The sequence below is a fragment of the Paenibacillus protaetiae genome, assembly GCF_004135365.1.
GTDB classification, from domain to species: Bacteria; Bacillota; Bacilli; order Paenibacillales; family Paenibacillaceae; genus Paenibacillus_AP; species Paenibacillus_AP protaetiae.
Window position 1 is genome coordinate 2,930,707 of the sequence record NZ_CP035492.1, and the last position, 20,846, is coordinate 2,951,552.

The following is a 20,846-nucleotide window of genomic DNA, read 5'->3' on the forward strand; positions in this document are numbered from 1 at the left end:
CTTGATGCCGGCGACGGCAGCAGTTTTAAGCTGCGTGTTACAGCACGCCTAGCGCAAGAAGCACCCAGCCGATAATTAAGCACAGCCCGCCAAGCGGCGTAACCGGTCCGAGCAGGCGTGCTTTTGCCACACTTAATACGTACAGACTTCCCGAGAATAACACAATGCCTGCAAACATCAACCAGCCTGCTGCTGTAATCATGCTGGAGTCCGGATAATGATCGGCCAATATTCCAACGCCAATCAAGCCTAATGCATGTGTAATATGGTATTGCACGCCAACCTCGTAAACTTTCAGCTTATCGGGTTCCAGCCTGCTCTTCAGCATATGCGCGCCAAACGCCCCGATGATGACCCCGATCGCCATCAAAATACTGCCAAGCACGACAAACGTTTGCATAAGTCTCTCACTCCATTTACAAATTAGAAATTTGCCAATCAATCTCCTGCAGCCCTACGCTTCGCAGAAATTCGTTAGCCTGCGAGAACGGCTTGCTGCCAAAAAAACCTCGGTGGGCCGATAGTGGGCTTGGATGCGGCGAGCGGATAAGCCGGTGTTTCGGGTTGGTAATGAGCTGGGCTTTCTTCTGGGCATGGCTTCCCCACAGCAGAAAGACGACAGGCTCATGCTTCCGGTTAACCGTCTCAATGACTTTATCCGTAAACGTCTCCCAGCCTTTGTCTTTGTGCGAGTTCGCTTCATGTGCCCGTACCGTAAGCACCGTGTTTAACAGCAAAACCCCTTGCTGCGCCCATTTCAGCAAATGCCCGTTATTCGGGATATAGCAGCCCAGATCATCGCGCAGCTCCTTAAACATATTTAATAAGGATGGAGGCGTACCTACGCCTTCTTTGACGGAAAAACTTAATCCGTGGGCTTGTCCCGGGCCATGATAAGGGTCCTGTCCCAAAATCACGACCTTCACACCGGCGAGCGGCGTGTAATGCAAAGCGTTAAAAATATCATATGGATCCGGATAAATCGTTTTTGTCTGATACTCCTCGACCAGAAACGCCCGAAGCTGCAAATAATACGGTTTTGCAAACTCCTGCTCTAATTCAAGCGCCCAATCGTTTGTTAAGATAGCCATTTCAAGCTCTATCCCCCTGCCGGTAAAATAAGTTCAGCACGATTATATCATATTGCTCTTTCAGACCAACAAAAAAAAGCATAGCAACCGACAGATGCCTGCCCGTTTTCCATGATGAAGAAAACAGCCATCCTTGCCGGCCTGCCGGACAAATATCCACGCCTTCTATCGCTCACCCGAGTAATATACACCATACGTGATGGAGGTGTTTCGGTTGAAATGCGCACCAATGAAACGAAAAAAAGGGTGCAATGCCAAAGTTGTTATCGTCTGCCCCCCAAAACGAAAAAAACGAGCGAAAAAGAAAGCTCGTCCGCGCCAAAAAAGAAAACGCAAGCTCCATGTCACCATTATCCCTTCCATCCAAAGGTACTTTACTTTGGCCGAAGCCGATATCGCACTGACGACAGGCAAAACTTTATATGCCAGCCAGTTTGTGAATGATGCAGGCGAGGCAATCAGCCGGTTTGCCGAACATGGACGCAGCGGATACTATAACCTGTATATCAATTCCACCTTGCAAAGCAGCCAGCTTTACACCATTGATGCAAATACATTAGTGATTTTCCCAACTGGCCAGATCATAAAAGAAAACACCCCGATCATCCTGGAGTCCGTGGCCTTCGCGGCAGAAATAAACCGTTCGTGACCATCGAAACCAGTATGACCGGTGGTGTTCAAAAAGCGTTACCCCTTAAGAGACCATAACAGCCTCCAGAACAAGAATGGTGTCTGCCGTAAAAGTCGCGTTTACATTAAGCGTAATAACAGCAACGTCATCTGTGCCGGGGGTTACTGCGAAGCTGCCGCCTTCCTGCATAACGCCATTCACATAAAAGTTGTAATATCCGGTAGTTCCTACAGCCGGTACCGTAACCGGCGAGGCGCCCGTATCATTGCTAAAAGGCTCATCCTCTCCGTTGAGAGCAATAGTCCCGCCTGTTGCAACCGTCAAGTCAGCCGCTAACTGACGGAAAAACCTTTGCGGAGCAATTACCGCAGTGGGAAAGGCAATTTGATAGATTTGAAGAGCCATTCCAATCATCTCCTTTTATTTTCTTCTATAGTAGATGCAGTGAAATGGCAACCTGACAGGACATACAGCTTGATGCAAATATACTATTTTACAGTCAGTAATACATTTCGCTGGAGATGATATTTCCTATCTTGTCCAATCCTACGACCTTATAGCTTCCCTTTGCCTCCGGTAAATAAATGTACCAATACGTATTCCCGTTTTGGCTAGGGATCAGTTTCCCTTCATAAACCTGATTGTCACTATCTATAACTTGGATCTGCTGGATTTGCGGATCCCTGATTATGCCTAAAAAAACAGGGATACGGTCCAATTCAAACCAACCGGTCGGCACTCCCGTTTGAGAATCGGCAATAGAGGTAGAGCCTTGCTGCCTTAAAACCCACTGCCCCGCGTCTTCCACGAACTCGCTGGCTTCCAGCTCGATGTTCTGCTGATTATCATTCCATTCATAGGTTCTGCTGCTTAAAACAAGCATTATAGCATCCCCTATCCTTTGCTTCACCAATATCTCGGTCCGGTCAGCCGGATTGCCGGCTTGAAGGGCATCCAGCCAAAACCGGTCTGCCGGAACAGCTGCACTCTTCCGCTCTTGATCCGTTCCGTATCCTAATGAACTCATCGTATAAAACGCGATGGCAGCAGCAACGATCAAACCGATGCCAGCCAGCGTTAACCGGCGGGCGGCTGGTTTCCCCACCCGATCAGTGGAAACGAACGCTTTATCCCTGATTCTTGCTTTTAATTGTTCTGTAAAAGCCGCTGAACGAAGCGGATTGCCTTGCAGCGATTGATACCATTCCGGATCAGATGAATTCATGCCGATAATTCTCCTTTAATAAACGCGACATTTTTTTGCGGGCCGCAAACAGTCTCGATTTTACCGTTCCCTCGGGGATTTGCAGAACCTGGGCAATCTCCGTTAAGGAAAGCTCGTATTTGGCTTGCAGCAGCAGTGCTTCCCGATATTTGGCCGGCAGGCTTAACAGCCGGATCCAAACCTCGTTGGAAGCTTCGTTTTCCAGAAACGCTTGCTCCGCGGAAGCGGCATGTCCTCTGGATTTGACTGCCTCCACCAGCAATACTTTTCGAATAAAAGCCGATTTGCGATAGTTATAGCTGATGTTTCTCGTCATTCTGAGCAGCCAGGTTTTGACGGACGATTCGCCCCGGAAGGAAGCGGCATGCAAATAAGCCTGCAAAAAAACATCCTGCGCAACGTCATCCGCCATGCTGCGGTTTTTCGTTAAAGAATAAGCAAAATTCCAAACATCCTGCCCAAATGCACTCATCAGCTTCTCAAGCGTCGCCGAATCCATATTGGCCATATACCGCAAATAATCATAGCTCAACAAACTCACCTCATGAGTATAGACAATTTAACGCCTATATCGGTTCAAAAAAAGACACTCTGAAGGAGTGTCTTTAACGGGTTAAATATTTAGTTCCATCCATTCGTCCGTTTGTTGAAAACCAAACTTTTGGTAGACGGGCCTGCCTGGCTTCGATGCGCCAAGCCATATTCTCGTAATGCCGGCATGTTGGGTTTCAGTCCCTTATCCAGGGGCGAGGCCGGGGTTGCATGTATAACAACGATCGGGCCGCACAGCTAAAGCGTCATCGCCTGGCCATATTGCTGAAGGAATGCTTCCTTCTTCTTGTAATCCGGCATAACACTCCCGACAAGCCGCCAGAAGGAGCGGTCATGGTTCATATGCACAAGATGGCAAAGCTCGTGCACAATGACATAATCAATCGCTTCAACCGGCGCCATAGCAAGGCGATAATTAAACGTTAGCTGCTTGGCCGAGCTGCAGCTGCCCCATTTGGTCGCGGATTCGACGATCTCGACCGATTTGGGCGTTACTTTCAGCTGTTGCTGGTAGCCTTTGATCCGCTCCAGAATCACCTTCTTGCAGCTGGCAAAATAAAACTTTTTCAGCCGCTGCTTCAGTTCTTCCTCGCCTGCCGACTCCGTATCAATCAATTCGCTCAGCCGGTAATACCGCCCCAAATGCAGGAATTTGCCATGATCTTCATATTCCCGGATATGCGAGGCGTCACGGGCTTTCTCCATCGCATCGAGCCGTGCGGCGATTTGTTCCCCATGCTGCAGCACCGCGTTCACAATGGCCGTCTCGGCAGTGCCGTTTGGCGCTTTGACCGTCACGAATCCGGCCGGATCGATATGGATCGAAAGCTTATTCCGCGGCCCATATACAACATGGGGAGTCAGTATTCGATTTCCAAGTTGAATGTTCATCATTTCTGAACCTGAACCTGCTTAACGTTTATTTGCTGATGATTTTGTTAATGGCGCTAAATAATGCCCTGACCGAAGATACCATAATATCGGCATCAATGCCGCAGCCCCAATATGCCGCGCCGTCAGCGCCTTTAATGCCGATATAGGATACCGCCTGGGACTTCGAGCCCGTCTCCAGCGCATGCTCCGTATACACCAGATCGGTATAATCAAAGCCAAGCTCGGTTTGCAGCGCATTGCTGATCGCATCCAGCCGGCCGTTGCCGTTGCCCGTAATTTCCTTCGTTTCGCCTCCGGTACGGATAGTTACAACCGTGCTGAACTCCTCATCATCATTAAAGCGGTATTTCACGAATTCGACCGGCGATTTCAGATTGACATATTCCTGTTTGAAAATGTCATAAATTTCGTCCGGCTGCAATTCCTTTTGCTGCTGGTCGGATACGTTTTTCACGCAATAGCCAAAATGCTCGCGCATTTTCGGCGGCAGATCCAGGCCGTACTTCTGCTGCAAAATATAGCCGATGCCGCCTTTGCCGGACTGGCTGTTAATGCGGATAATATCCCCTTCGTATTGCCGCCCGATATCTTTGGGATCAATAAGCAAATAAGGGACGGACCAATACTGGCGTTCTTCCTCTTCGCGCCACTTCATCCCTTTGGCAATCGCGTCCTGATGAGAGCCGGAGAACGCTGTAAATACAAGCTCGCCGCCGTACGGGTGGCGTTCGCTTACGCGCATTTTGGTGGCTTGCTCATAGGCGGCAACAATTTCCGGCAAGTTCTCGAAGTTCAGCTTCGGATCGACGCCATGCGAGTACATATTCAAAGCAAGCGTCACAATATCGACGTTGCCGGTACGTTCGCCATTGCCGAACAATGTGCCTTCCACGCGCTGCGCGCCGGCCAGCATGCCAAGCTCGGCGTCAGCCACGCCTGTGCCCCGGTCATTATGCGGGTGCACCGACAAAATGACATTCTCGCGGTACTTCAAATTTTCGCTCATATATTCAATTTGGCTGGCGTACACATGCGGCATCGACATGGATACGGTAGCCGGCAGATTAATAATCACCGGGTTTGCCGCAGCCGGCTGCCATACATCAAGCACGCGATTGCAAATATCGAGCGCAAACTCGATTTCCGTACCGGTAAAGCTTTCCGGCGAATATTCGAATTGGAAATTGCCTTCCGTTTCAGCGGCAATTTGCTTCACCAGCTTCGCGCCGGTTACGGCAATATCAATAATTTCCTCTTTCGATTTGCGGAATACTTGCTCGCGCTGCGCTAACGAAGTCGAATTGTACAGGTGGACGACCGCTTTGTTGGCGCCTTTCAGCGATTCGAACGTTTTGCGGATAATATGCTCGCGCGATTGGGTCAGCACTTGAATCGTCACATCGTCCGGAATCAGATTTTGCTCGATCAGCGTACGCAGAAACGTGAATTCCGTCTCCGATGCAGCAGGGAAACCGACCTCGATTTCCTTAAAGCCGATGTCAACCAAAACTTTGAAATATTCCAGCTTCTCCTCCAAATTCATCGGAACGATAAGCGCCTGATTCCCGTCGCGAAGATCCACGCTGCACCAGATCGGCGCCTCCGTAATATATTCCTTTTGCGCCCATTTCAAGCTTGTTTTCGGCGGCATAAAATACCCTCTGGCATATTTCTCAACATGTTTCATCCGTCATCCATCCCTTCTTCAATATCGTCTTGCGGCATGCAGCAAAAAAATAAAAAAAGCCTTTCATCTCCATTAACAGAGACGAAAGACTTTGACATCCTACGCGGTACCACTCCGACATTCATGCCGTTTACCGGCATGCACTCGACAGGCATAAATTTGCATATGCAAATTCCACACCCCTGATGATAACGGTCAGGCGCCGGCTCCGCTTACTGGTTCATTCGGCGGGCAACTCCAAGGCGAGTTCAAGTTTCCTCCACGACTGTTTCGCAACATCCAACAGCTCTCTGAACGTATGGAAAACTTTACTACTCCTCTTCAACATCTTTTAGGTTTGAATATGTTACATCTATCCTACCCTACAAAAGCGATGTTAGCAAGTGCTGTAATCATGTGCAGCGCCGATCCAGCAGACCATTTAGCAAACCGTGCTTTCTAACTCTGCGTTTAACCGTTCTGCAAGCTCCAGCAGCTCAAGCGGTTCTCGGATCGTATAGGCGGGCCGCTCGCTTGCATCGGCCGGTTCATGCGGATACCGCGGCGTCCAGCTGAGGAACACGCTGGTTATGCCCAGCGCGTTTGCGCCTTTCATATCACGGCTCAAATTATTGCCTACCATCACGATGCGAGAATAGTCCTCTTCTTTCAGTTCGACAGCGCCCGCTGCCGCTTTGAACATACGAGGGCTCGGCTTAGTCGCTTTTATATTTTCCGAATAAATCATAGCGGTGAAATAATCATAAAGCCCATGCTGAGTAAATACATTTTTGAACGACTGCGCGTCTCCATCGGCTACCAGCACAAGGGTGTAACCTCTATCGTACAACGTTTTTACCATTTCCGAGGCTCCCGGAATGAGATTGGCGGCAATTACGATCCCCGCCTCGTCCCTGGTTTCTGTACCTTCATCCACAATCGTATCGCCGCTGTCCAGGAACAACACTAGCTTTTTCCCGCTCATGGTATGACCTCCCTCAATATTGGATGATCTCTTCGTTCCGTCTTATCCCGTTTGTTAAGATTTCGTGCATCGGATTCAAATTCGCACCGGACTAATCTATAATAATTAGTAACACGATTAACCATATATACCATAAATTATAAAGCCATTATTGGTTTAAGGAGGACTCCCCTTCATGTCCCTGTCCGACAAACATGCGCTTCAGGAACTTGCGCTTCGTTACGCCCCTCTGCTTCATTTCGACCGCCTTGAGCCTTTCACGCTCATTCGGGCTGGCATTACCGTATTCGAAGCATCTGCGCCTTCTCCTTCGTTCAACAGGCTTATTACAGTAAACCGCGATAAGGTTCGCATGGTCATCGAATACGCGCTTTATTGGGATTACGACATTCAGCATACGTACGATCTGGAACATGTCTGGGTGTACATCGGCCATGATGGCGCCGTTGTTTCTTGCGAAGCCAGCTTCCATGGCCGTTATCTTTTAGGCATTTTGCGCGACCGCAGCAATGTGGCGGACGATCGGCACGTCAGCCTGTTCGTACAGCCCGGCAAGCATGCGCTGTCGCCGCTCGCTGAGCTTTTCCGGCTGCTGCCCAATGCGGAATCCTGCTGTCTGGAGGAAGCCGGCGTCGACGGCGTGCTTGAGCCGGCGCTGTTCGAAGGCGAGTTCAACACCGCAGCCGGTATCGACCAGCTGGCGGAAGCACATTTGCGTTCGTTTGGTTTTAAACCATCGTTTCACTATGTGCCATACGAGTGGAACCCGGCTGTTTTTGTTTCCTGGGACGAGCTGCGGATGGAAATTCCCGTCCGCATGAGGACTCTTCTTGCTTCATTGGCTTAGGAAAATCTCCCTTCCGCCAAATCCGCTTCATCTAAGGGGCTTGCACAGCCCCTCTATCATTTTCCGTTAGACTTCAGCCGCAGCCGGAAACGGAACTTGGCGTCCTCCTCATACCACATCGGAAAGTTCGTACCCCAAATATTGTTATGAAGATTAAAATGCCATCCCTGTTCAAGCGGTGAAAACGTATGGTCGAACTGAAGCAGCCGTCTCCGGCCGGGCGCGGCTAGCGCCGCATCCATAGTCTCGAGCATAGCCGAGCCGTCGGCCCCCGCATAGGAAATGCCACGGCCTACCGCATGAAGATTCCGGTTTCCGCCTTTTACAACTTGAAGCGGCGAGATCGGACTGCCCAGCTTGTCCATCATCCACAAATTCGGACTGTCAACCTTTAAGCCGCAGCTGAACCAGCTGGCTTCCGGAAGCCGGCTCGCATCTTTGCCGAACCATTGCAAAGCAATGTCGATGATGCCATCCGCATGGCGCCAATCGTATGCAATCTCCAGCTCTCTGGGCGCCCCGTATTGCTCGTAGGCTTCGACCGGCATTCGCAAACGAAGTCTGTATTCATCTGCAGACGCTCCTGCGCGGAACCGCACATCGTCGACAGTTGGAACAAACACGCCATGGGAAGGCAGCGGCCGCACATATTCAAACCCCGGTTTGCCAAAATCCGCATCCGCCCACGGATGAGTAACCGGAAGGTTTTGCATGTAGGTACGAAAATAACCTGCATAATCTTCCGTTCCAAACGTCTCATAGACGAAAGCCCCGAAAGGCCGATGTTCATCGCACCAGCTTTTCCCGTTTTCGTCCGTTAAATGAACAAGCGATCCGTTATCGCCAAAAGCAAACGCATAACTGCCGCTCCGATAAACTTCGCGAATGCGGGCGGCTGCAGCGCCCTCCGTATTTGCTTTAACAGGCTGCAGCGCCTGGAAAGCCTGCTGCGCTTCGGCTTGCTTATCCTTGCTTAAGCCTAGAATGGCGCGTTCGGTATACGCTCTTTGCTCCGCCCATGAGCTCTCCAGCATGGAATACGAACGGCGATGTTCCGCTGCGGCAAATTGTCCCCTGCTATGATGGCGATCGAATTCATCCAACGCAAACGCTCCGATATAACCGTATTTGGCCGGAATATCGCTTACGTCCACTTCATCCTTCAGACGCGCGGCCTGAAAGTCGCTTTTCCCGTAATTGCGGAAATCAGGCAGCCATTTCTTCACATCGAGCCCCATGTATGCTCGGCTACAAGCAGCAGCGCTTCGCTCATTTGGCTGTATTCAATGCTTGATTCATCCATTCGCCCCTGCGCAATCCAGTCGTTCCGAAGCCTCTGCAGCTCGCGCAGCCTGGCTACTTTAAGGGGATCGGTGCCCGCTCCGTGAATCCACGTATCCCCAATCTCCTCGCGCACGACTGGCAGACCGCTGCGCATTTCCTCCAGCCGCGCCGCAAATGCGTCCAACGTAGAAGCTTGAACATCCGCTCCCGGATAGCGTCTCCGGATATCGGCGAACTGCCGGCGAATGTCCTGAATAGAGGGCGGCCCGCAATTGTCGCCCGTATGAGCGAACAGGAGCACGTCGCTTAGCCCCGGCATCTGGACCGGTTCTCCGTAGCTGCCGGCATAATTCACGATCACCTCGGCTCCGCCATCCGCTTGCCATCGAAACAGCCTTGGAACATCGGGACGCCTCGACGCCGGATTGACGCCAAGATGCAAATAACGTATACCGGCTTCCTGCATATACGGAACCATCGCAAGCGTATGGCCCGGCACGTCCGTCATCTTGGCGGCGATGGTCCGTTTGCCGTATAGTGCATCCAGGCTGCGGCTGATGGACAGGCCATAGCGGAACAGCCGGGAATCCATTAGCTCCGTATGCGTGGTGAACGGCAGCCCGTGCCAGGCGATATGCCCTTTCGCAATGGCGTCCTCCATCTTTTTCTTATTTTCAGCAGATGCTTGTTCCAAATAATAACGTATAAGCCACGAGCCTGTTGTCCATACGAAACGCTCGGGCCCGCCCTCGGCTTCCAGCTGCTCCGCCAGCTCGATTGCCTTTGGAATATACTCCTCCGTATATTGCTTCATCACCCGGGAGGCCAAATGAGTAAACCCGATATCCAGGTGCGTCTTAAAAATAACGTGCACTCTTTCGATGACCGTCAATTGCTTGTTCCTCCATTATTCCAATGCGTTATTCCTGCAGCTTGCGCCCGGATTTATGCCCTCTGCCCGGCGAGCGCAGGAGCCGTTATGCCTTCCAGCGTCAATTCCCGCGCATGGTGGCAGGCAACCAGTCGTCCTTCTCCAATGTCTTGCAGCTCCGGCACAACCTGCTCGCAAGCTGCGGTCTTGTAAGCGCAGCGCGGGTGAAAATGGCATCCCTTCGGCGGATTGGCGGCGTTAGGCACCTCCCCTTGCAGTACAATTCTTTCTCTTCGAATCAGCGGATCGGGATTCGGAACCGATAACAGCAGCGCTTCTGAATACGGATGCATCGGCCGGCTGAACAAGGCGTCCGTGTCGGCCAGCTCCACAATCTTCCCTAAGTACATCACGGCAATCCGGTCGGATATATGCTTGACGACGGACAAGTCGTGCGAGATAAACAGATAGGTCATTTGATATTGACGCTGTAAATCTTTTAACAGGTTAATAATTTGCGCTTGTATCGAAACGTCGAGGGCGGATACCGCCTCATCGCAGACAATAACCTTCGGATTCGTGACGAGCGCCCGGGCAATACCGATCCGCTGCCGCTGCCCGCCGGAGAACGCATGCGGGTACCGTCTTAAATAGCTGGCGTTCAGCCCTGTCTGTTCAGCCATGGCAACGACCCGCTCGTCAATTTCCTGCTTGGACAATGTAGATAAAGCCCGCAGCGGCTCGCTTATAATGTCATAGACCGTCATCCGGGGGTTCAAGGAAGAATAGGGGTCCTGAAATATCATCTGAATATTTTGTCTGACCGCCTTGTACTCCTGTTTTTTCGCTTTCAAAAAATCAATCCGTCCGCCGTTCCCGTAATAATAAATATGCCCCGATGTCGCCTCGATGCCCCTGACGAGGCAGCGGCCCAGCGTCGTTTTGCCGCAGCCCGATTCTCCGACAAGGCTGAACGTCTCGCCCTTGCGGACGGTAAACGAAACGTCGGAAACCGCTTTGACAGCTGTCCCTTTGCGGTCCTTGCCAAGGCCGCTTTGCACGGGGTATTCCTTGACGAGACGGCTTATTTCCATGATCGGCTCATTCATGTTTGCTCCCCGTTTCTTCTTCATGTTCGGCGTACAGAAAACAGCTGACGCTGTGGCGGTCGGACAATTGCGTATGCGGCACTTCCCGTTTGTTGCACAGGCCTGGAATCCGGTCCGGGCAGCGATCGTAAAATTCGCACATCGGCGGCATATGAAGCGGAATCGGCACGGTACCTTCGATTGATTCCAGACGCTCCTTGCGCGACTCGATCGTCGGAATAGACCGCAGCAGCCCCTGCGTATACGGATGTTTCGGCGCATGATAAATGTCCGCTACCGGCGCCCGCTCCACGATTTTTCCCAAATACATAACCGCGACCTCGTCGCACATCTCTGCAACGATGCCCAGATCGTGGGTAATAAAGACGATAGCCATGCCAAACTCCTGCTGCAGCTCTTTCATTAATTCCAGCACCTGGGACTGAATGGTCACGTCGAGTGCGGTAGTAGGCTCGTCCGCAATGAGCAGTTCCGGATTGCACGACAACGCCATCGCAATCATCGCCCTTTGCATCATGCCGCCGGAAAATTCATGCGGATACTGATGGAACCGTTTCTCCGGATTCGAGATCCCGACTCTTCGCAATATATCAATCGTCAGCTTTACAGCTTCCTTTTTGTTTTTTGTACGGTGCAGCAGAATGGACTCCATAATTTGATTGCCTATCGTATACAGCGGTGAAAAAGCGGCCATCGGCTCTTGGAAAATCATAGCGATCCGGCTGCCGCGAATAGCGCGGATTTCTTTGCCGTTGCGTTTCAGCTTAACCAAATCCACGTCTCCGAGCTTAACCGAACCTGTGACGGCCGAGGTTTTGGGCTGTATGCCGATAATGGCCTTCCCCGTAATGCTTTTGCCGCACCCGGACTCTCCAACGATGCCTAACGTTTGCCCTTTGGACACGCTGAAGTTAACTCCGTTTACCGCTTTAAGCATGCCTCTGTCGGTCGGAAAATGAACTTTCAAATCTTCCACCCGGAGCAAATCTTCTGGTTGTTGTGCTATTACCGTATCCGTCATCTGGATTTCCTCGCCCCGCTAGTTTTTATTTGTAAGGGTCGGCCGCATCCCGCAAGCCGTCGCCCAAAAAGTTAAACGCCAGCACCGTAACTACAACAAACCCAAGCGGAATCAGCTTCCACGGATATAAGGCCACATTCTCCATTTGCTGCGCTTCCTGCAGCAGAACGCCCCAGCTTGCCGCCGGAGACCGGATTCCGAGTCCCAGAAAGCTCATTGCCGTTTCGCCGATAATCATGGAAGGAATCGAAAGCGTCATCGTTACAACCAAATAGCTCATAAAACCGGGAATGAGATGAATCCGAATAATTTTTGCGTTGCTGACGCCGGAAATTTTGGCCGCCATCACATAATCTTCGTTCCTTAATGCCATAAACTTGCTGCGCACAACTCTGGCGAGGCCTGTCCATTCTATAAACGCCATAATAATTGTGATATAGAAAAACATCCGCACGATCGGCACCCGGGGAGGAATAGCCGCCGATAACGCCATCCATAGCGGAAGCGTCGGAAAGGAACGGATGATTTCGATCAGACGCTGAATGACCGTATCTGTGACGCCTCCAAAATAACCCGAGATTCCTCCGATCAATAAACCTAGAAAAAAGCTGATTGCTACCCCGACAAGCGGAATCGTCAGCGAAACCTGGCTGCCAAGCACGATGCGGGAAAACAAATCTCTTCCCATGCCGTCTGTGCCAAATACAAAAAACCTTCCCGGCTCGTCAACGCCAAACAGATGCAGATTGCCCGGAATAAACCCCCACATTTTGTATTCCGTGCCGGTAACCAAAAATCGGATCGGGAATATTTTTTCCTTATCCTCCACAAAAATTTTGCGAAGCGTCTCCGGATCGCGTCCCGACTTGAGGCCGTACACAAAAGGAACGAAATGAAATTTGCCTTCCGGGTCCACCCAGTGCAGCTTGGAAGGCCTGCTGTTCAGATTGTCGCTGTCGTAACTGTCCAGTCCCTGCGGCGCGATAAAATTGCCGAACAGCACCATCAGATACATGAAACCGAGCACAAACAAACTGATTCGGGCCAGCTTGTGCTTCATAAGCTTCCGAATCATCAGCTTCCAGTGTGAAGCCGCATAATAGGACTCTTCCGCGCCGACTTCCACCGTCTTTCTGGACCATAAGCCCGACCATAATCTAGTGTTGATTAACCGCGTTTTCATCCGTCACATTCCTTTTCTTTGCATTCGAATTCGTGGGTCGAGCCAGACGAGCAAAATATCGGAGAGCAGCGTCCCGAGCACGATGCACACCGCCATGAACAGCAGCCACGTACCCGCCAGGTACATATCCTGACTGAGCAGCGCTTTGTACATAACCGGCCCTTGCGTAGGCAGATTCAATACGATTGCCGTAATCGTGGAGCCGGTAAAAATCGAGGTAAGCGACCATCCGATCGTGCTGACGATCGGATTGATCGCGGCGCGGACCGGGTACTTCATAATTATTTTTTTCTCCGACAACCCTTTGGCTCTTGCGGTCAGCATATAAGGCTTGTCCATCTCGTCCAGCATCTGGGCCCGCATCACGCGGATCAAATCGCAAGTGCTGCCAAGCCCAATGACAATAACGGGGATAATCATATGCTTCAGAAAATCTTCGAACTTGGCAAACGACCAGGCGGCATCCACGAATTCAGGCGAAAAGAGGCCCAGCATCGGATCGCCTACCCAAATATAAGAGAAGTACATCAATATAATCGCCAGCAAAAAGTTAGGGGTGGCCATTCCCAGAAAGCCAAAAGCGGTAAACACATAGTCGGCGATCGAATATTGCCTGACCGCACTGAAGATGCCGATCGGAATCGACACCGCGTAAGTGAATAACATCGAAATAATGGAGACGACAAGCGTAAGCGACATGTATTGCCCGATAATGCCGGATACCGGACGATTGTAGTTTAAGGAATAACCAAAATCGCCTCTGCTGATCATCCCCCACATCCATTTGCCGTATTGAACGTACCAGGCCTGATCCAAACCGTAAGCGCTTCGCATCGCAGCAAGAGAAGCGTCGTCGATAATTTCTCCGCCCGTTGTCATCTTCGCTGCATAAATGCTGATAAAGTCTCCGGGAGGAAGTTGAATAATGAAGAAAACTATGATCGAAATGAGCAGAACGACCGGAATCATGAAGATCACCCTGCGTACGATGTAACTTAACATGGCGTTCCTCTCTTCAAGAAGCAAAAAGATGGGGGGAGGACAAGCTCCCCCTACCATTTTGCAACTGTTTATTCGATATAAAATTGCGCCGGATGTGCAAATCCGATTCCCCTGTACTCGTCGGCGTTGACGAGGGCAGGAACGTTTTTCACGTTATTTTTGACGACGACCAAGGATGGAGTTGGAGCGGTATAGCCGATAATCCATTGGTTTTTCTGATGGAGCTTAATAATGTCGTTGCCAAGCTGGCTGATTTCTCCCTTGGATTTGGCGGCTTTCAGCTTATCCCAATCTTGCAGCAGAAGGGCAACGTCGCCTTCCGGCTTCACGCCTTCCTTGCCGCCGGAAGAGGTGTACAAGCCGTAATGGCCAAACCATGGCGTAATGACGCGGAGCGGCATCAGCTCATCCGGTCTGAGAGAGACGTCTACGACGGATACGCTCTTGACGGCTACCGGAATTTTGTTAGCGTACTTCAGGTCGAAGTAGCTGCCTTGGTCAACGATTTTCAGCTCGGTTTTAATGCCGGCTTGATCATAATATTTGCGAAGCAGCTCGATGAACTTCTCATCGTCCGTGCCTTTTTCTTCGTAAATCAACAAGGACAAATTGGAGCCGTCGGCAAATGTTCTGTATTTATGATTGCTGTCCCATTTCAGGCCGATTTCGTCAAAGAGCTTCTCGGCGCCGGCAACATCGTAATCGGTCCACTGCTTGTCCCATCCTTCTTGATAGCCCGGGAGGCCTTTCGGTACGGATGCTTGCGCCGGTGTGCCGACTCCGCTCGTAATAATTTCCGACACCTCGTTGCGGTCGACGGCAATGGACAACGCTTGACGGAAGCGAATATCCTGGAAGAGCGTGCGGAGCTTCGGATCTTCCGTCGTCTGGTTCAGCTGTACACCGGTGCTGGACCAAGACGGCGTTTGCCACGGGATAACGGTGTAATCGCCTTTTTTCTCGTTTTCCTTCAGCACGGTATAATCCTTGAAATCAAACTGGGCGATATCCACGTCGCCAGCCAGCGTTTCGACGAGCTTATGGCTCGGATCTTGCATTTTATCCAATACGATCCGGTCGATGTAAGGCAGCTGTTGGCCTTCTGCGTCCGTCTTGAAGTAATAAGGATTGCGTTCCATAATGAAACGGTCGCTGTTGGCGTCGTTTTTTGCGACCCAAGGGCGAAGCGTCGGACGCTGCGGGTACAGCCAGTAATAGTAGCCTGTCCATTGGCCAAGCGTTTTGGTGTCTGCGAAGCCGTATTGCTTCGCCACTTCAAGCGCTTTGTCTTCGCCGATAAATTCAGGAAGAATCGTCTTGTAGTAATGCGCCGGCGCAAAAAACCATTTGTTGTCGATAGCGAGGCGCTCCAGGAACTGTACGCTAGGATGCTTGAATGTGACTTTCACCGCGTAGTCATCTACCTTCGTAACCTCTGCCCTTTCCTTCTCGCCGGTATCCGGATTAACCGAGTAGTAGCAATCGTAAAGCGCTTTGCCAAACGTCTCAGGGACCAGCATATGCTCCCAGTAGAAAATAACGTCATCTGCCGTAAACGGCACGCCGTCAGACCACTTCATGCCTTCGCGCAGATGAATAATATATTCGGTGGAGTCCGCGTTCACCTCGTAGCTTTTCGCCACGTTGGGCTCGATGCCTGTGCCGTCCTGCTTGAAGCGGAACAGCGGCTCCTCCGTAATCATCTCAATGCCCCATTTATCATCGGGACCGTTCCATGGATTCCGCCATTCGCCGCCGTATTTGCCGATGCTTTCGTATACCGGCTCGACCATGACATCGCCCTTTGCAGGGAGGCGCTGCTCAACAGGAGGAAGCGTTCCGGCCTTCACAAGCTCTTGCAGCATCGGCGCTTCTTTGAATCCTTCGCTTGCGGCGGCAGTCGTTGCGCTAGGCGCTGCCGAAGCAGACGGCGCCACGCTTGCATTGCCTTTGGCAGCCGAGTTATTTGCATTGTTGCTCGTACAGCCGATTAAGGTTGCAGCCGTAAGCAGCAAGGCTATTGCCGTAACACCAAGTCTTTTCCTAACGATCACTTTTTCCCACTCTCTTTCCTGTATATGTTTAGTCCAGCAGGACATCGCTGGTTAAAGCTGTTTTCTCTTGCGGTCCGGTTGGGCCTTCGGCGAACAGCGGCTGGCCAAAGAAGGTGCCTACTTGCGGATTGCCAAAGTGATAGACGGCGCCGCCGTCCGGGTTCGTATAATCTTTGTCCAGCCACGTCGGCCAAGCGTTGCCAAGGCCGTTGCCGGTCGCCTCGTTCGGGTAATATTGGAACGCCTGTACGTTGTTCCATGTATCCCAAGCCGTCCCCTGATTGGTGACGTCCGTCAGTTGATCAATGACCAGCTCTTGATACACATGGTTTCCCGGGTCCTTCCACATCCCATGCGAGCCTTGCGCCGAATAAACAACCGGATGCGTTCCGTTCACTTTGTCGACTTCGTCCCAGCGATACGTCGTTCCGAAGGAATGCGCCCCATAATACACTTGCACCGGCTTCACATAATTCACGCCGTTATCGGCAAACTTGGCCAGGCGGACCGTAATGCGCTCCCAGTCGCCGACATGGTCGCCCACTTCTGTGCCAAGCACGTTTTTGCCCAAATCGTAAGGCGTAAATTGGAAATAGACGAGGTCGACGTTGTTGTACTCCTTTTCTACCCAAAACGCATAGATAGGCGCATGGGCGAGGTCGCCGGTGAAATACGGCAGTTTAAGCGTAAGCGGGTCCAGCGTCGTTTTCGTCTTGAACTCATATTTGCCAGAGTTCGGGTTCAAGTAACGGTCTACATAAGGGAACGTAAATTCCACAGAGGAAGGGAAATAACTTTCGCCTTGGGCGAACCAGATTTTTGGCGCAAAGTTCTGGAGGAGCTGGCGTTTGGACGCATCGCTGTATGCATTGTCCGGAACGGCGACGCCTGTCGCGTCCAGCGGAGAGATCGCCTCGACCCGCAGGCTGGATACATCGTCATTGAAGTCGTCTACATACATCGCGTCCGAGGTAAATACTTTCGAACCGCCCGAGAAGTTGTAATCCTGATACAAGGTGACTTTGTAGCCCGGAGCGACTCTTAGCGAGGAAATCTGATCATTGCCTACGCCGGCCTTCAACTCTTCCACGTTATGATCGCCAACGCCAAACTCCTGCTCAAACCCGCCGTACGGAGCATTCGAATAAACGGTGACAGGCGCATGAGAAGCTCCAATTTGTTCGACTTTAAGGCTGGAAGCCTCATCGTTCATGTCGTCCACCCAGCTTGCGTCAGCGGTAAATGTTTTGGTCCAGCCTCCGTAATTGGAGTCGCTGTACAACGTTACCCTGTACCCTGGTGCAACTTTGAGAGAAGAAATCGCATCGTTTCCTACGACGGCCTTAAGCTTGTCCACGTTGTAGAAACCAACATCCAGCGTTTGCGATGCGCCGGCGTAATCGCCGTCTTTGTAGATCGTGACCGGAGCTTGTCCTTCCGCACTCACAGGCTTGTCTTGCCAAACGATAGACGCAGCGGCAGCGCTCATCAGAAGCGTAACGGAGATCCATTTCTTCACAGCCTTCATGATTCAACTCCTCTTTCATTCATTTGATTGTTCATCCGCATTTTCCCAGGAAAGTAATATATACCAGAAGCTCAATTTCAGATTAGTTTATGTTATTGACATATTCAATTGAACTAGAACTATTAATTTTGTTAAAACAATTGCACTTTTTTGTTAAATTTGCAGGAGTGTTAACAGGGTGTTAAGCTAAAAGAAAACGGAAACGGTTAGCTAAACTGCAAAATAGCGGTTCGATCATACGGGAGTATGGCGTTACTTGCGCGTAATCCCCTCACAAAACACCATGTCACTGATATTTAATGCTTCTTGTCCTTCTGTTAATTTTGTTAAATGTTCTCACGATTTGCGTTAAGCCGATGGACTTCGTCTGCCGCCATATTTTACTAGATAATGGAATACACGGCTTATACGGCAGCGCAAAAAGCCGCCTCCATAGGATATCCCTATCCCGTGGAGGCGGCTTTCTTCCGAATGCTACAATATGATTTATTCCGCCTGCATCATGCGAACGGAGCTGCGTTCGATGATTGAGGTGTTTAATTTTATCGTAATGGCTCCTTCTCGCGAGTTTTCAATTCTCTTAAGCAGCAGCTTTACGGAGGATTGTCCCAGTTGTTCGGTCGTTTGCCTTGCTGTTGTTAACGGAACGGGAAGCAGGCTGGCCAGTTGAATATCGCTAAACCCGACAATTGAAAGCTGATCGGGAACGGATCTGTTCATATAAGCGGCTGTATATTGGCAGGAAGTCGCCAAATAATCGTCGGTGCACACTACTGCGGTTAGCGAAGGGTTGTCGCCGATAAACTTTGCAAGCTGCGGATTCGGGGCACTCAAGTTTTTCATATAATCCTCTGTGCATTGCAGCAAAATATTATGGCTGTTAATCGGCAAGCCGTGATCCAGCATCGCCTGCACATACCCCTTATACCGGTCTTCCCGGCTCGTTACCCCGTCAAACGCCATTGAAATGTACCCGATCTCCTTATGGCCCTTATCAATCAAGTATTCCGTCATGTTATACATCCCTTGATAATGATCATGATACACGCAGTCGATGCTGACCTCCCGGAATATCCGGTCAATAATAACAAGAGGATAGTTCAAAAGATTAAGCGACAATACCTTCTCGCTGCATTTTGTTCTTCCGCGCGGATACAAAATAATGCCGTCCACCCGGTCGTCGTACAGCTCCTGGAGGCATTCGCTTTCATCTTCCCGATCCGTAGAGATGCGTACGATCAGATAGCAGTCCGAGTTTCTCGCTTCGCGTTCCGCCGCTGCAATAATGCTTGAAGTATAATCGTCCAGATTGGGAAAAATCATCGCGATTCTCTTCTTGGAAGACCTCTCCGCCACCGTTGCCTGAACCGCGGCATCCCCTTGTGTTTCCGCCATAAACGTCCCTCTTCGCGGCAGACGGTAAACAATGCCTTCCTTCGCCAAAATCTCCAATGCCAGCTTTGCGGTCATCCGGCTCACAGAATAAAGCTCGGCCAGTTCTCCTTCAGAAGGCACCGGATCATGCGACCGCAGCTTTCTGCGCCGAATCTCCTCTTTCACCTTTTCAGCCGTCTGCATATACAGCAGCGGTTTTTTATTTTTCTGGAGTTTCATCATGCCATCCCTCCGACTTTGGCATATCAACCGAATATATCAACTGAATACTACCATATTAATCGGACGCGGTATATGTAGTCTCGCAGAAAAAACCGGGCGGATTGATCCGCCCGGTTTCCCGCTTGTTCCATTGTCCTTTACTGTACCCCGTCCGCCTAAAGCTGCCGGGCCAACACGGCAATAACGACGCCAACGATCAGAATACAAAGCAGCGTAAACAATGTAATTTTCCAAGGGCTTCTCGGCACATGGCCGGTTACGCTCCCTGTCTCCCCGTTCACCATATAACGGTACGTTTTGTCCTTGTACTTGTAGCTCGCATTCCATACCGGCAGCAATATGTGCTTATACGTCTGGTCAGAATAACGGGTGCTGATGCTCAAGTTGCGCACTTCATCTCCGGCGATCAGCCCTCTGATTTGGCCAGCCAGCTCTTCCTGTATACGGGATTCGGCCCGCTCCCAGCCTTCCTTCAGCGAAACGGAATAACGCTCCGCGATAAATCCGCTTAAATATTCCGGCTTGTAAGCCGCCAATTGATCCAGCCGATAGTCGTGGAGCTTGTAAAGCAGCTTGCTGTCGTACTGCCCGGAAGCCGGAATAAGCACATCGTCGAAATAATGCTCGTATGTACCGCTGGTCCAATGCCATACCGTATAACGGACATTTTCCGTATACGTTTCGGTTTTGCCGTTCACGACGCGGGTGCGAACCTCTTGCCGGTAGTGGTAAACGCCGACCTCCGCTCGGTACGACGAATCCGTATTGGAATCAAATGTCCAGAACGGCACATAAATCCCGTTCAACCGGGAATCTACCGACCGCTTTTTAAATTCGCTAGGCACAAACCACTTTTTGCTGCGCCAAGCTTGAAATGCCTGCGCTGCCTGCTCCTTCGACACATGGAACGGAATGACCGATTCCGGGCGTATGCTGCCCGGGCTGCCCTGCGGGAGCACCTTGGGCGAACCGCAAAAGCCGCATACCGCCGCCGTCTGGCGGGCCGGGAGCAGCATTTCGCCGCCGCAATTGCTGCATTTGACCGCCTGCTGCTCCGTTCCCCAATCCATCAAAGCTGCATTGTCCTCGTCAGCCCAATTGAGCTCATGCTCCGCAGGTTGTTCACGCGGCCCCTCCGCGATTGGCCGTTCACTGCCGCAGTAGCGGCATTTCAGCATTTGGCTTGCGGTATCGAACGCCATTTGCCCGCCGCAGCCCGGGCACGGAAAACCAGCCGCATGACCATGCGGATCCGGATGCTCCTTATCTCCCATCTCGCATCATCC

18 protein-coding genes, 2 pseudogenes and 1 other annotated feature are annotated in these 20,846 nt (G+C 51.1%); of the genes and pseudogenes, 2 read left to right on the forward strand and 18 right to left on the reverse strand.

Annotated elements, in window-relative coordinates; all coding sequences use genetic code 11:
• Positions 1-37: 37 nt before the first annotated feature.
• Both ET464_RS13540 and ET464_RS13545 read right to left on the reverse strand, forming a co-directional pair.
• On the reverse strand, positions 38-400 hold the full coding sequence (locus tag ET464_RS13540) for a DUF423 domain-containing protein (protein WP_129441716.1): 363 nt from the start codon (positions 398-400) through the stop codon (positions 38-40).
• Between the two features lie 16 nt (positions 401-416).
• A complete protein-coding gene (locus tag ET464_RS13545; protein WP_129441718.1) occupies positions 417-1,091 on the reverse strand; it encodes a uracil-DNA glycosylase in 675 nt (224 codons plus the stop codon).
• 214 nt (positions 1,092-1,305) lie between these two features.
• On the opposite strand from ET464_RS13545, the gene ET464_RS13550 reads away from it, so the two are divergent.
• The gene (locus tag ET464_RS13550; protein WP_165280001.1) at positions 1,306-1,740 is read left to right on the forward strand and encodes a DUF4183 domain-containing protein; all 435 of its coding nucleotides are present in this window, start codon (positions 1,306-1,308) and stop codon (positions 1,738-1,740) included.
• A 45-nt stretch (positions 1,741-1,785) separates the two neighbouring features.
• Here ET464_RS13550 and ET464_RS13555 read toward each other — a convergent pair whose 3' ends face one another.
• The 7 genes and pseudogenes from ET464_RS13555 to ET464_RS13585 all read right to left on the reverse strand — a co-directional run bounded on the left by ET464_RS13555 (position 1,786) and on the right by ET464_RS13585 (position 7,044).
• A complete protein-coding gene (locus ET464_RS13555; RefSeq protein WP_129441722.1) occupies positions 1,786-2,127 on the reverse strand; it encodes a DUF4183 domain-containing protein in 342 nt (113 codons plus the stop codon).
• A gap of 94 nt (positions 2,128-2,221) precedes the next feature.
• Positions 2,222-2,947: a hypothetical protein gene (locus ET464_RS13560; protein WP_129441724.1), complete on the reverse strand. Its 726-nt coding sequence runs from the start codon at positions 2,945-2,947 to the stop codon at positions 2,222-2,224.
• The gene (locus tag ET464_RS13565) at positions 2,934-3,488 is read right to left on the reverse strand and encodes an RNA polymerase sigma factor (RefSeq protein WP_244226536.1); all 555 of its coding nucleotides are present in this window, start codon (positions 3,486-3,488) and stop codon (positions 2,934-2,936) included. The genes ET464_RS13560 and ET464_RS13565 overlap by 14 nt, the downstream gene beginning before the upstream one ends.
• 72 nt (positions 3,489-3,560) lie before the next feature.
• Positions 3,561-3,662, reverse strand: a pseudogene (locus tag ET464_RS20365) (GNAT family N-acetyltransferase); the annotation flags it as partial.
• A gap of 74 nt (positions 3,663-3,736) precedes the next feature.
• Positions 3,737-4,390, reverse strand: coding sequence for a M48 family metallopeptidase (locus ET464_RS13575; RefSeq protein ID WP_129444398.1), 654 nt, complete (start codon positions 4,388-4,390; stop codon positions 3,737-3,739).
• 28 nt (positions 4,391-4,418) lie between these two features.
• Entirely contained in the window at positions 4,419-6,080 is a 1,662-nt protein-coding gene (gene leuA / locus ET464_RS13580) for a 2-isopropylmalate synthase (RefSeq protein WP_129441726.1), read from the reverse strand.
• A 74-nt stretch (positions 6,081-6,154) separates the two neighbouring features.
• Positions 6,155-6,414 (reverse strand) — a binding site (T-box leader).
• A gap of 87 nt (positions 6,415-6,501) precedes the next feature.
• On the reverse strand, positions 6,502-7,044 hold the full coding sequence (locus ET464_RS13585) for an HAD family hydrolase (RefSeq protein ID WP_129441728.1): 543 nt from the start codon (positions 7,042-7,044) through the stop codon (positions 6,502-6,504).
• Positions 7,045-7,219: 175 nt separating this feature from the next.
• Between ET464_RS13585 and ET464_RS13590 the strand changes: the two genes are divergently transcribed.
• Positions 7,220-7,891 carry a hypothetical protein gene (locus ET464_RS13590; RefSeq protein ID WP_129441730.1) on the forward strand — a complete coding sequence of 224 codons (672 nt, stop codon included), beginning with the start codon at positions 7,220-7,222 and terminating at the stop codon, positions 7,889-7,891.
• A 56-nt stretch (positions 7,892-7,947) separates the two neighbouring features.
• On the opposite strand, the pseudogene ET464_RS20900 reads toward ET464_RS13590, so the two are convergent.
• From ET464_RS20900 to ET464_RS13635, 9 genes and pseudogenes are all read right to left on the reverse strand, one after another.
• Positions 7,948-9,989 (reverse strand): annotated as a pseudogene (locus tag ET464_RS20900) (DUF5054 domain-containing protein).
• A gap of 131 nt (positions 9,990-10,120) precedes the next feature.
• Complete coding sequence (locus ET464_RS13600) at positions 10,121-11,155, reverse strand: ABC transporter ATP-binding protein (RefSeq protein ID WP_129441732.1); 1,035 nt, start codon at positions 11,153-11,155, stop codon at positions 10,121-10,123.
• The gene (locus ET464_RS13605) at positions 11,148-12,176 is read right to left on the reverse strand and encodes an ABC transporter ATP-binding protein (RefSeq protein ID WP_129441734.1); all 1,029 of its coding nucleotides are present in this window, start codon (positions 12,174-12,176) and stop codon (positions 11,148-11,150) included. The genes ET464_RS13600 and ET464_RS13605 overlap by 8 nt, the downstream gene beginning before the upstream one ends.
• Before the next feature lie 25 nt (positions 12,177-12,201).
• On the reverse strand, positions 12,202-13,359 hold the full coding sequence (locus ET464_RS13610) for an ABC transporter permease (RefSeq protein ID WP_129441736.1): 1,158 nt from the start codon (positions 13,357-13,359) through the stop codon (positions 12,202-12,204).
• Between the two features lie 3 nt (positions 13,360-13,362).
• Positions 13,363-14,361: an ABC transporter permease gene (locus tag ET464_RS13615; protein ID WP_129441739.1), complete on the reverse strand. Its 999-nt coding sequence runs from the start codon at positions 14,359-14,361 to the stop codon at positions 13,363-13,365.
• A 68-nt stretch (positions 14,362-14,429) separates the two neighbouring features.
• Positions 14,430-16,415: an ABC transporter substrate-binding protein gene (locus ET464_RS13620; protein WP_244226539.1), complete on the reverse strand. Its 1,986-nt coding sequence runs from the start codon at positions 16,413-16,415 to the stop codon at positions 14,430-14,432.
• 28 nt (positions 16,416-16,443) lie between these two features.
• Positions 16,444-17,943, reverse strand: coding sequence for a Vps62-related protein (locus tag ET464_RS13625; protein WP_129441743.1), 1,500 nt, complete (start codon positions 17,941-17,943; stop codon positions 16,444-16,446).
• Positions 17,944-18,429: 486 nt separating this feature from the next.
• On the reverse strand, positions 18,430-19,560 hold the full coding sequence (locus tag ET464_RS13630) for a GntR family transcriptional regulator (RefSeq protein ID WP_129441745.1): 1,131 nt from the start codon (positions 19,558-19,560) through the stop codon (positions 18,430-18,432).
• A 155-nt stretch (positions 19,561-19,715) separates the two neighbouring features.
• Complete coding sequence (locus ET464_RS13635; protein ID WP_129441747.1) at positions 19,716-20,834, reverse strand: TFIIB-type zinc ribbon-containing protein; 1,119 nt, start codon at positions 20,832-20,834, stop codon at positions 19,716-19,718.
• Positions 20,835-20,846 lie beyond the last annotated feature (12 nt).

What these genes read in the sequence shown, in the direction of transcription:
- ET464_RS13540 (WP_129441716.1), bottom strand. Translation starts at nt 400, where the DNA reads ATGCAAACGTTTGTCGTGCTTGGCAGTATTTTGATGGCGATCGGGGTC.
- ET464_RS13545 (WP_129441718.1), bottom strand. Translation starts at nt 1,091, where the DNA reads ATGGCTATCTTAACAAACGATTGGGCGCTTGAATTAGAGCAGGAGTTT.
- ET464_RS13555 (WP_129441722.1), bottom strand. Translation starts at nt 2,127, where the DNA reads ATGGCTCTTCAAATCTATCAAATTGCCTTTCCCACTGCGGTAATTGCT.
- ET464_RS13560 (WP_129441724.1), bottom strand. Translation starts at nt 2,947, where the DNA reads ATGAATTCATCTGATCCGGAATGGTATCAATCGCTGCAAGGCAATCCG.
- ET464_RS13575 (WP_129444398.1), bottom strand. Translation starts at nt 4,390, where the DNA reads ATGAACATTCAACTTGGAAATCGAATACTGACTCCCCATGTTGTATAT.
- leuA (WP_129441726.1), bottom strand. Translation starts at nt 6,080, where the DNA reads ATGAAACATGTTGAGAAATATGCCAGAGGGTATTTTATGCCGCCGAAA.
- ET464_RS13585 (WP_129441728.1), bottom strand. Translation starts at nt 7,044, where the DNA reads ATGAGCGGGAAAAAGCTAGTGTTGTTCCTGGACAGCGGCGATACGATT.
- ET464_RS13590 (WP_129441730.1), top strand. Translation starts at nt 7,220, where the DNA reads ATGTCCCTGTCCGACAAACATGCGCTTCAGGAACTTGCGCTTCGTTAC.
- ET464_RS13600 (WP_129441732.1), bottom strand. Translation starts at nt 11,155, where the DNA reads ATGAATGAGCCGATCATGGAAATAAGCCGTCTCGTCAAGGAATACCCC.
- ET464_RS13605 (WP_129441734.1), bottom strand. Translation starts at nt 12,176, where the DNA reads ATGACGGATACGGTAATAGCACAACAACCAGAAGATTTGCTCCGGGTG.
- ET464_RS13610 (WP_129441736.1), bottom strand. Translation starts at nt 13,359, where the DNA reads ATGAAAACGCGGTTAATCAACACTAGATTATGGTCGGGCTTATGGTCC.
- ET464_RS13615 (WP_129441739.1), bottom strand. Translation starts at nt 14,361, where the DNA reads ATGTTAAGTTACATCGTACGCAGGGTGATCTTCATGATTCCGGTCGTT.
- ET464_RS13625 (WP_129441743.1), bottom strand. Translation starts at nt 17,943, where the DNA reads ATGAAGGCTGTGAAGAAATGGATCTCCGTTACGCTTCTGATGAGCGCT.
- ET464_RS13630 (WP_129441745.1), bottom strand. Translation starts at nt 19,560, where the DNA reads ATGATGAAACTCCAGAAAAATAAAAAACCGCTGCTGTATATGCAGACG.
- ET464_RS13635 (WP_129441747.1), bottom strand. Translation starts at nt 20,834, where the DNA reads ATGGGAGATAAGGAGCATCCGGATCCGCATGGTCATGCGGCTGGTTTT.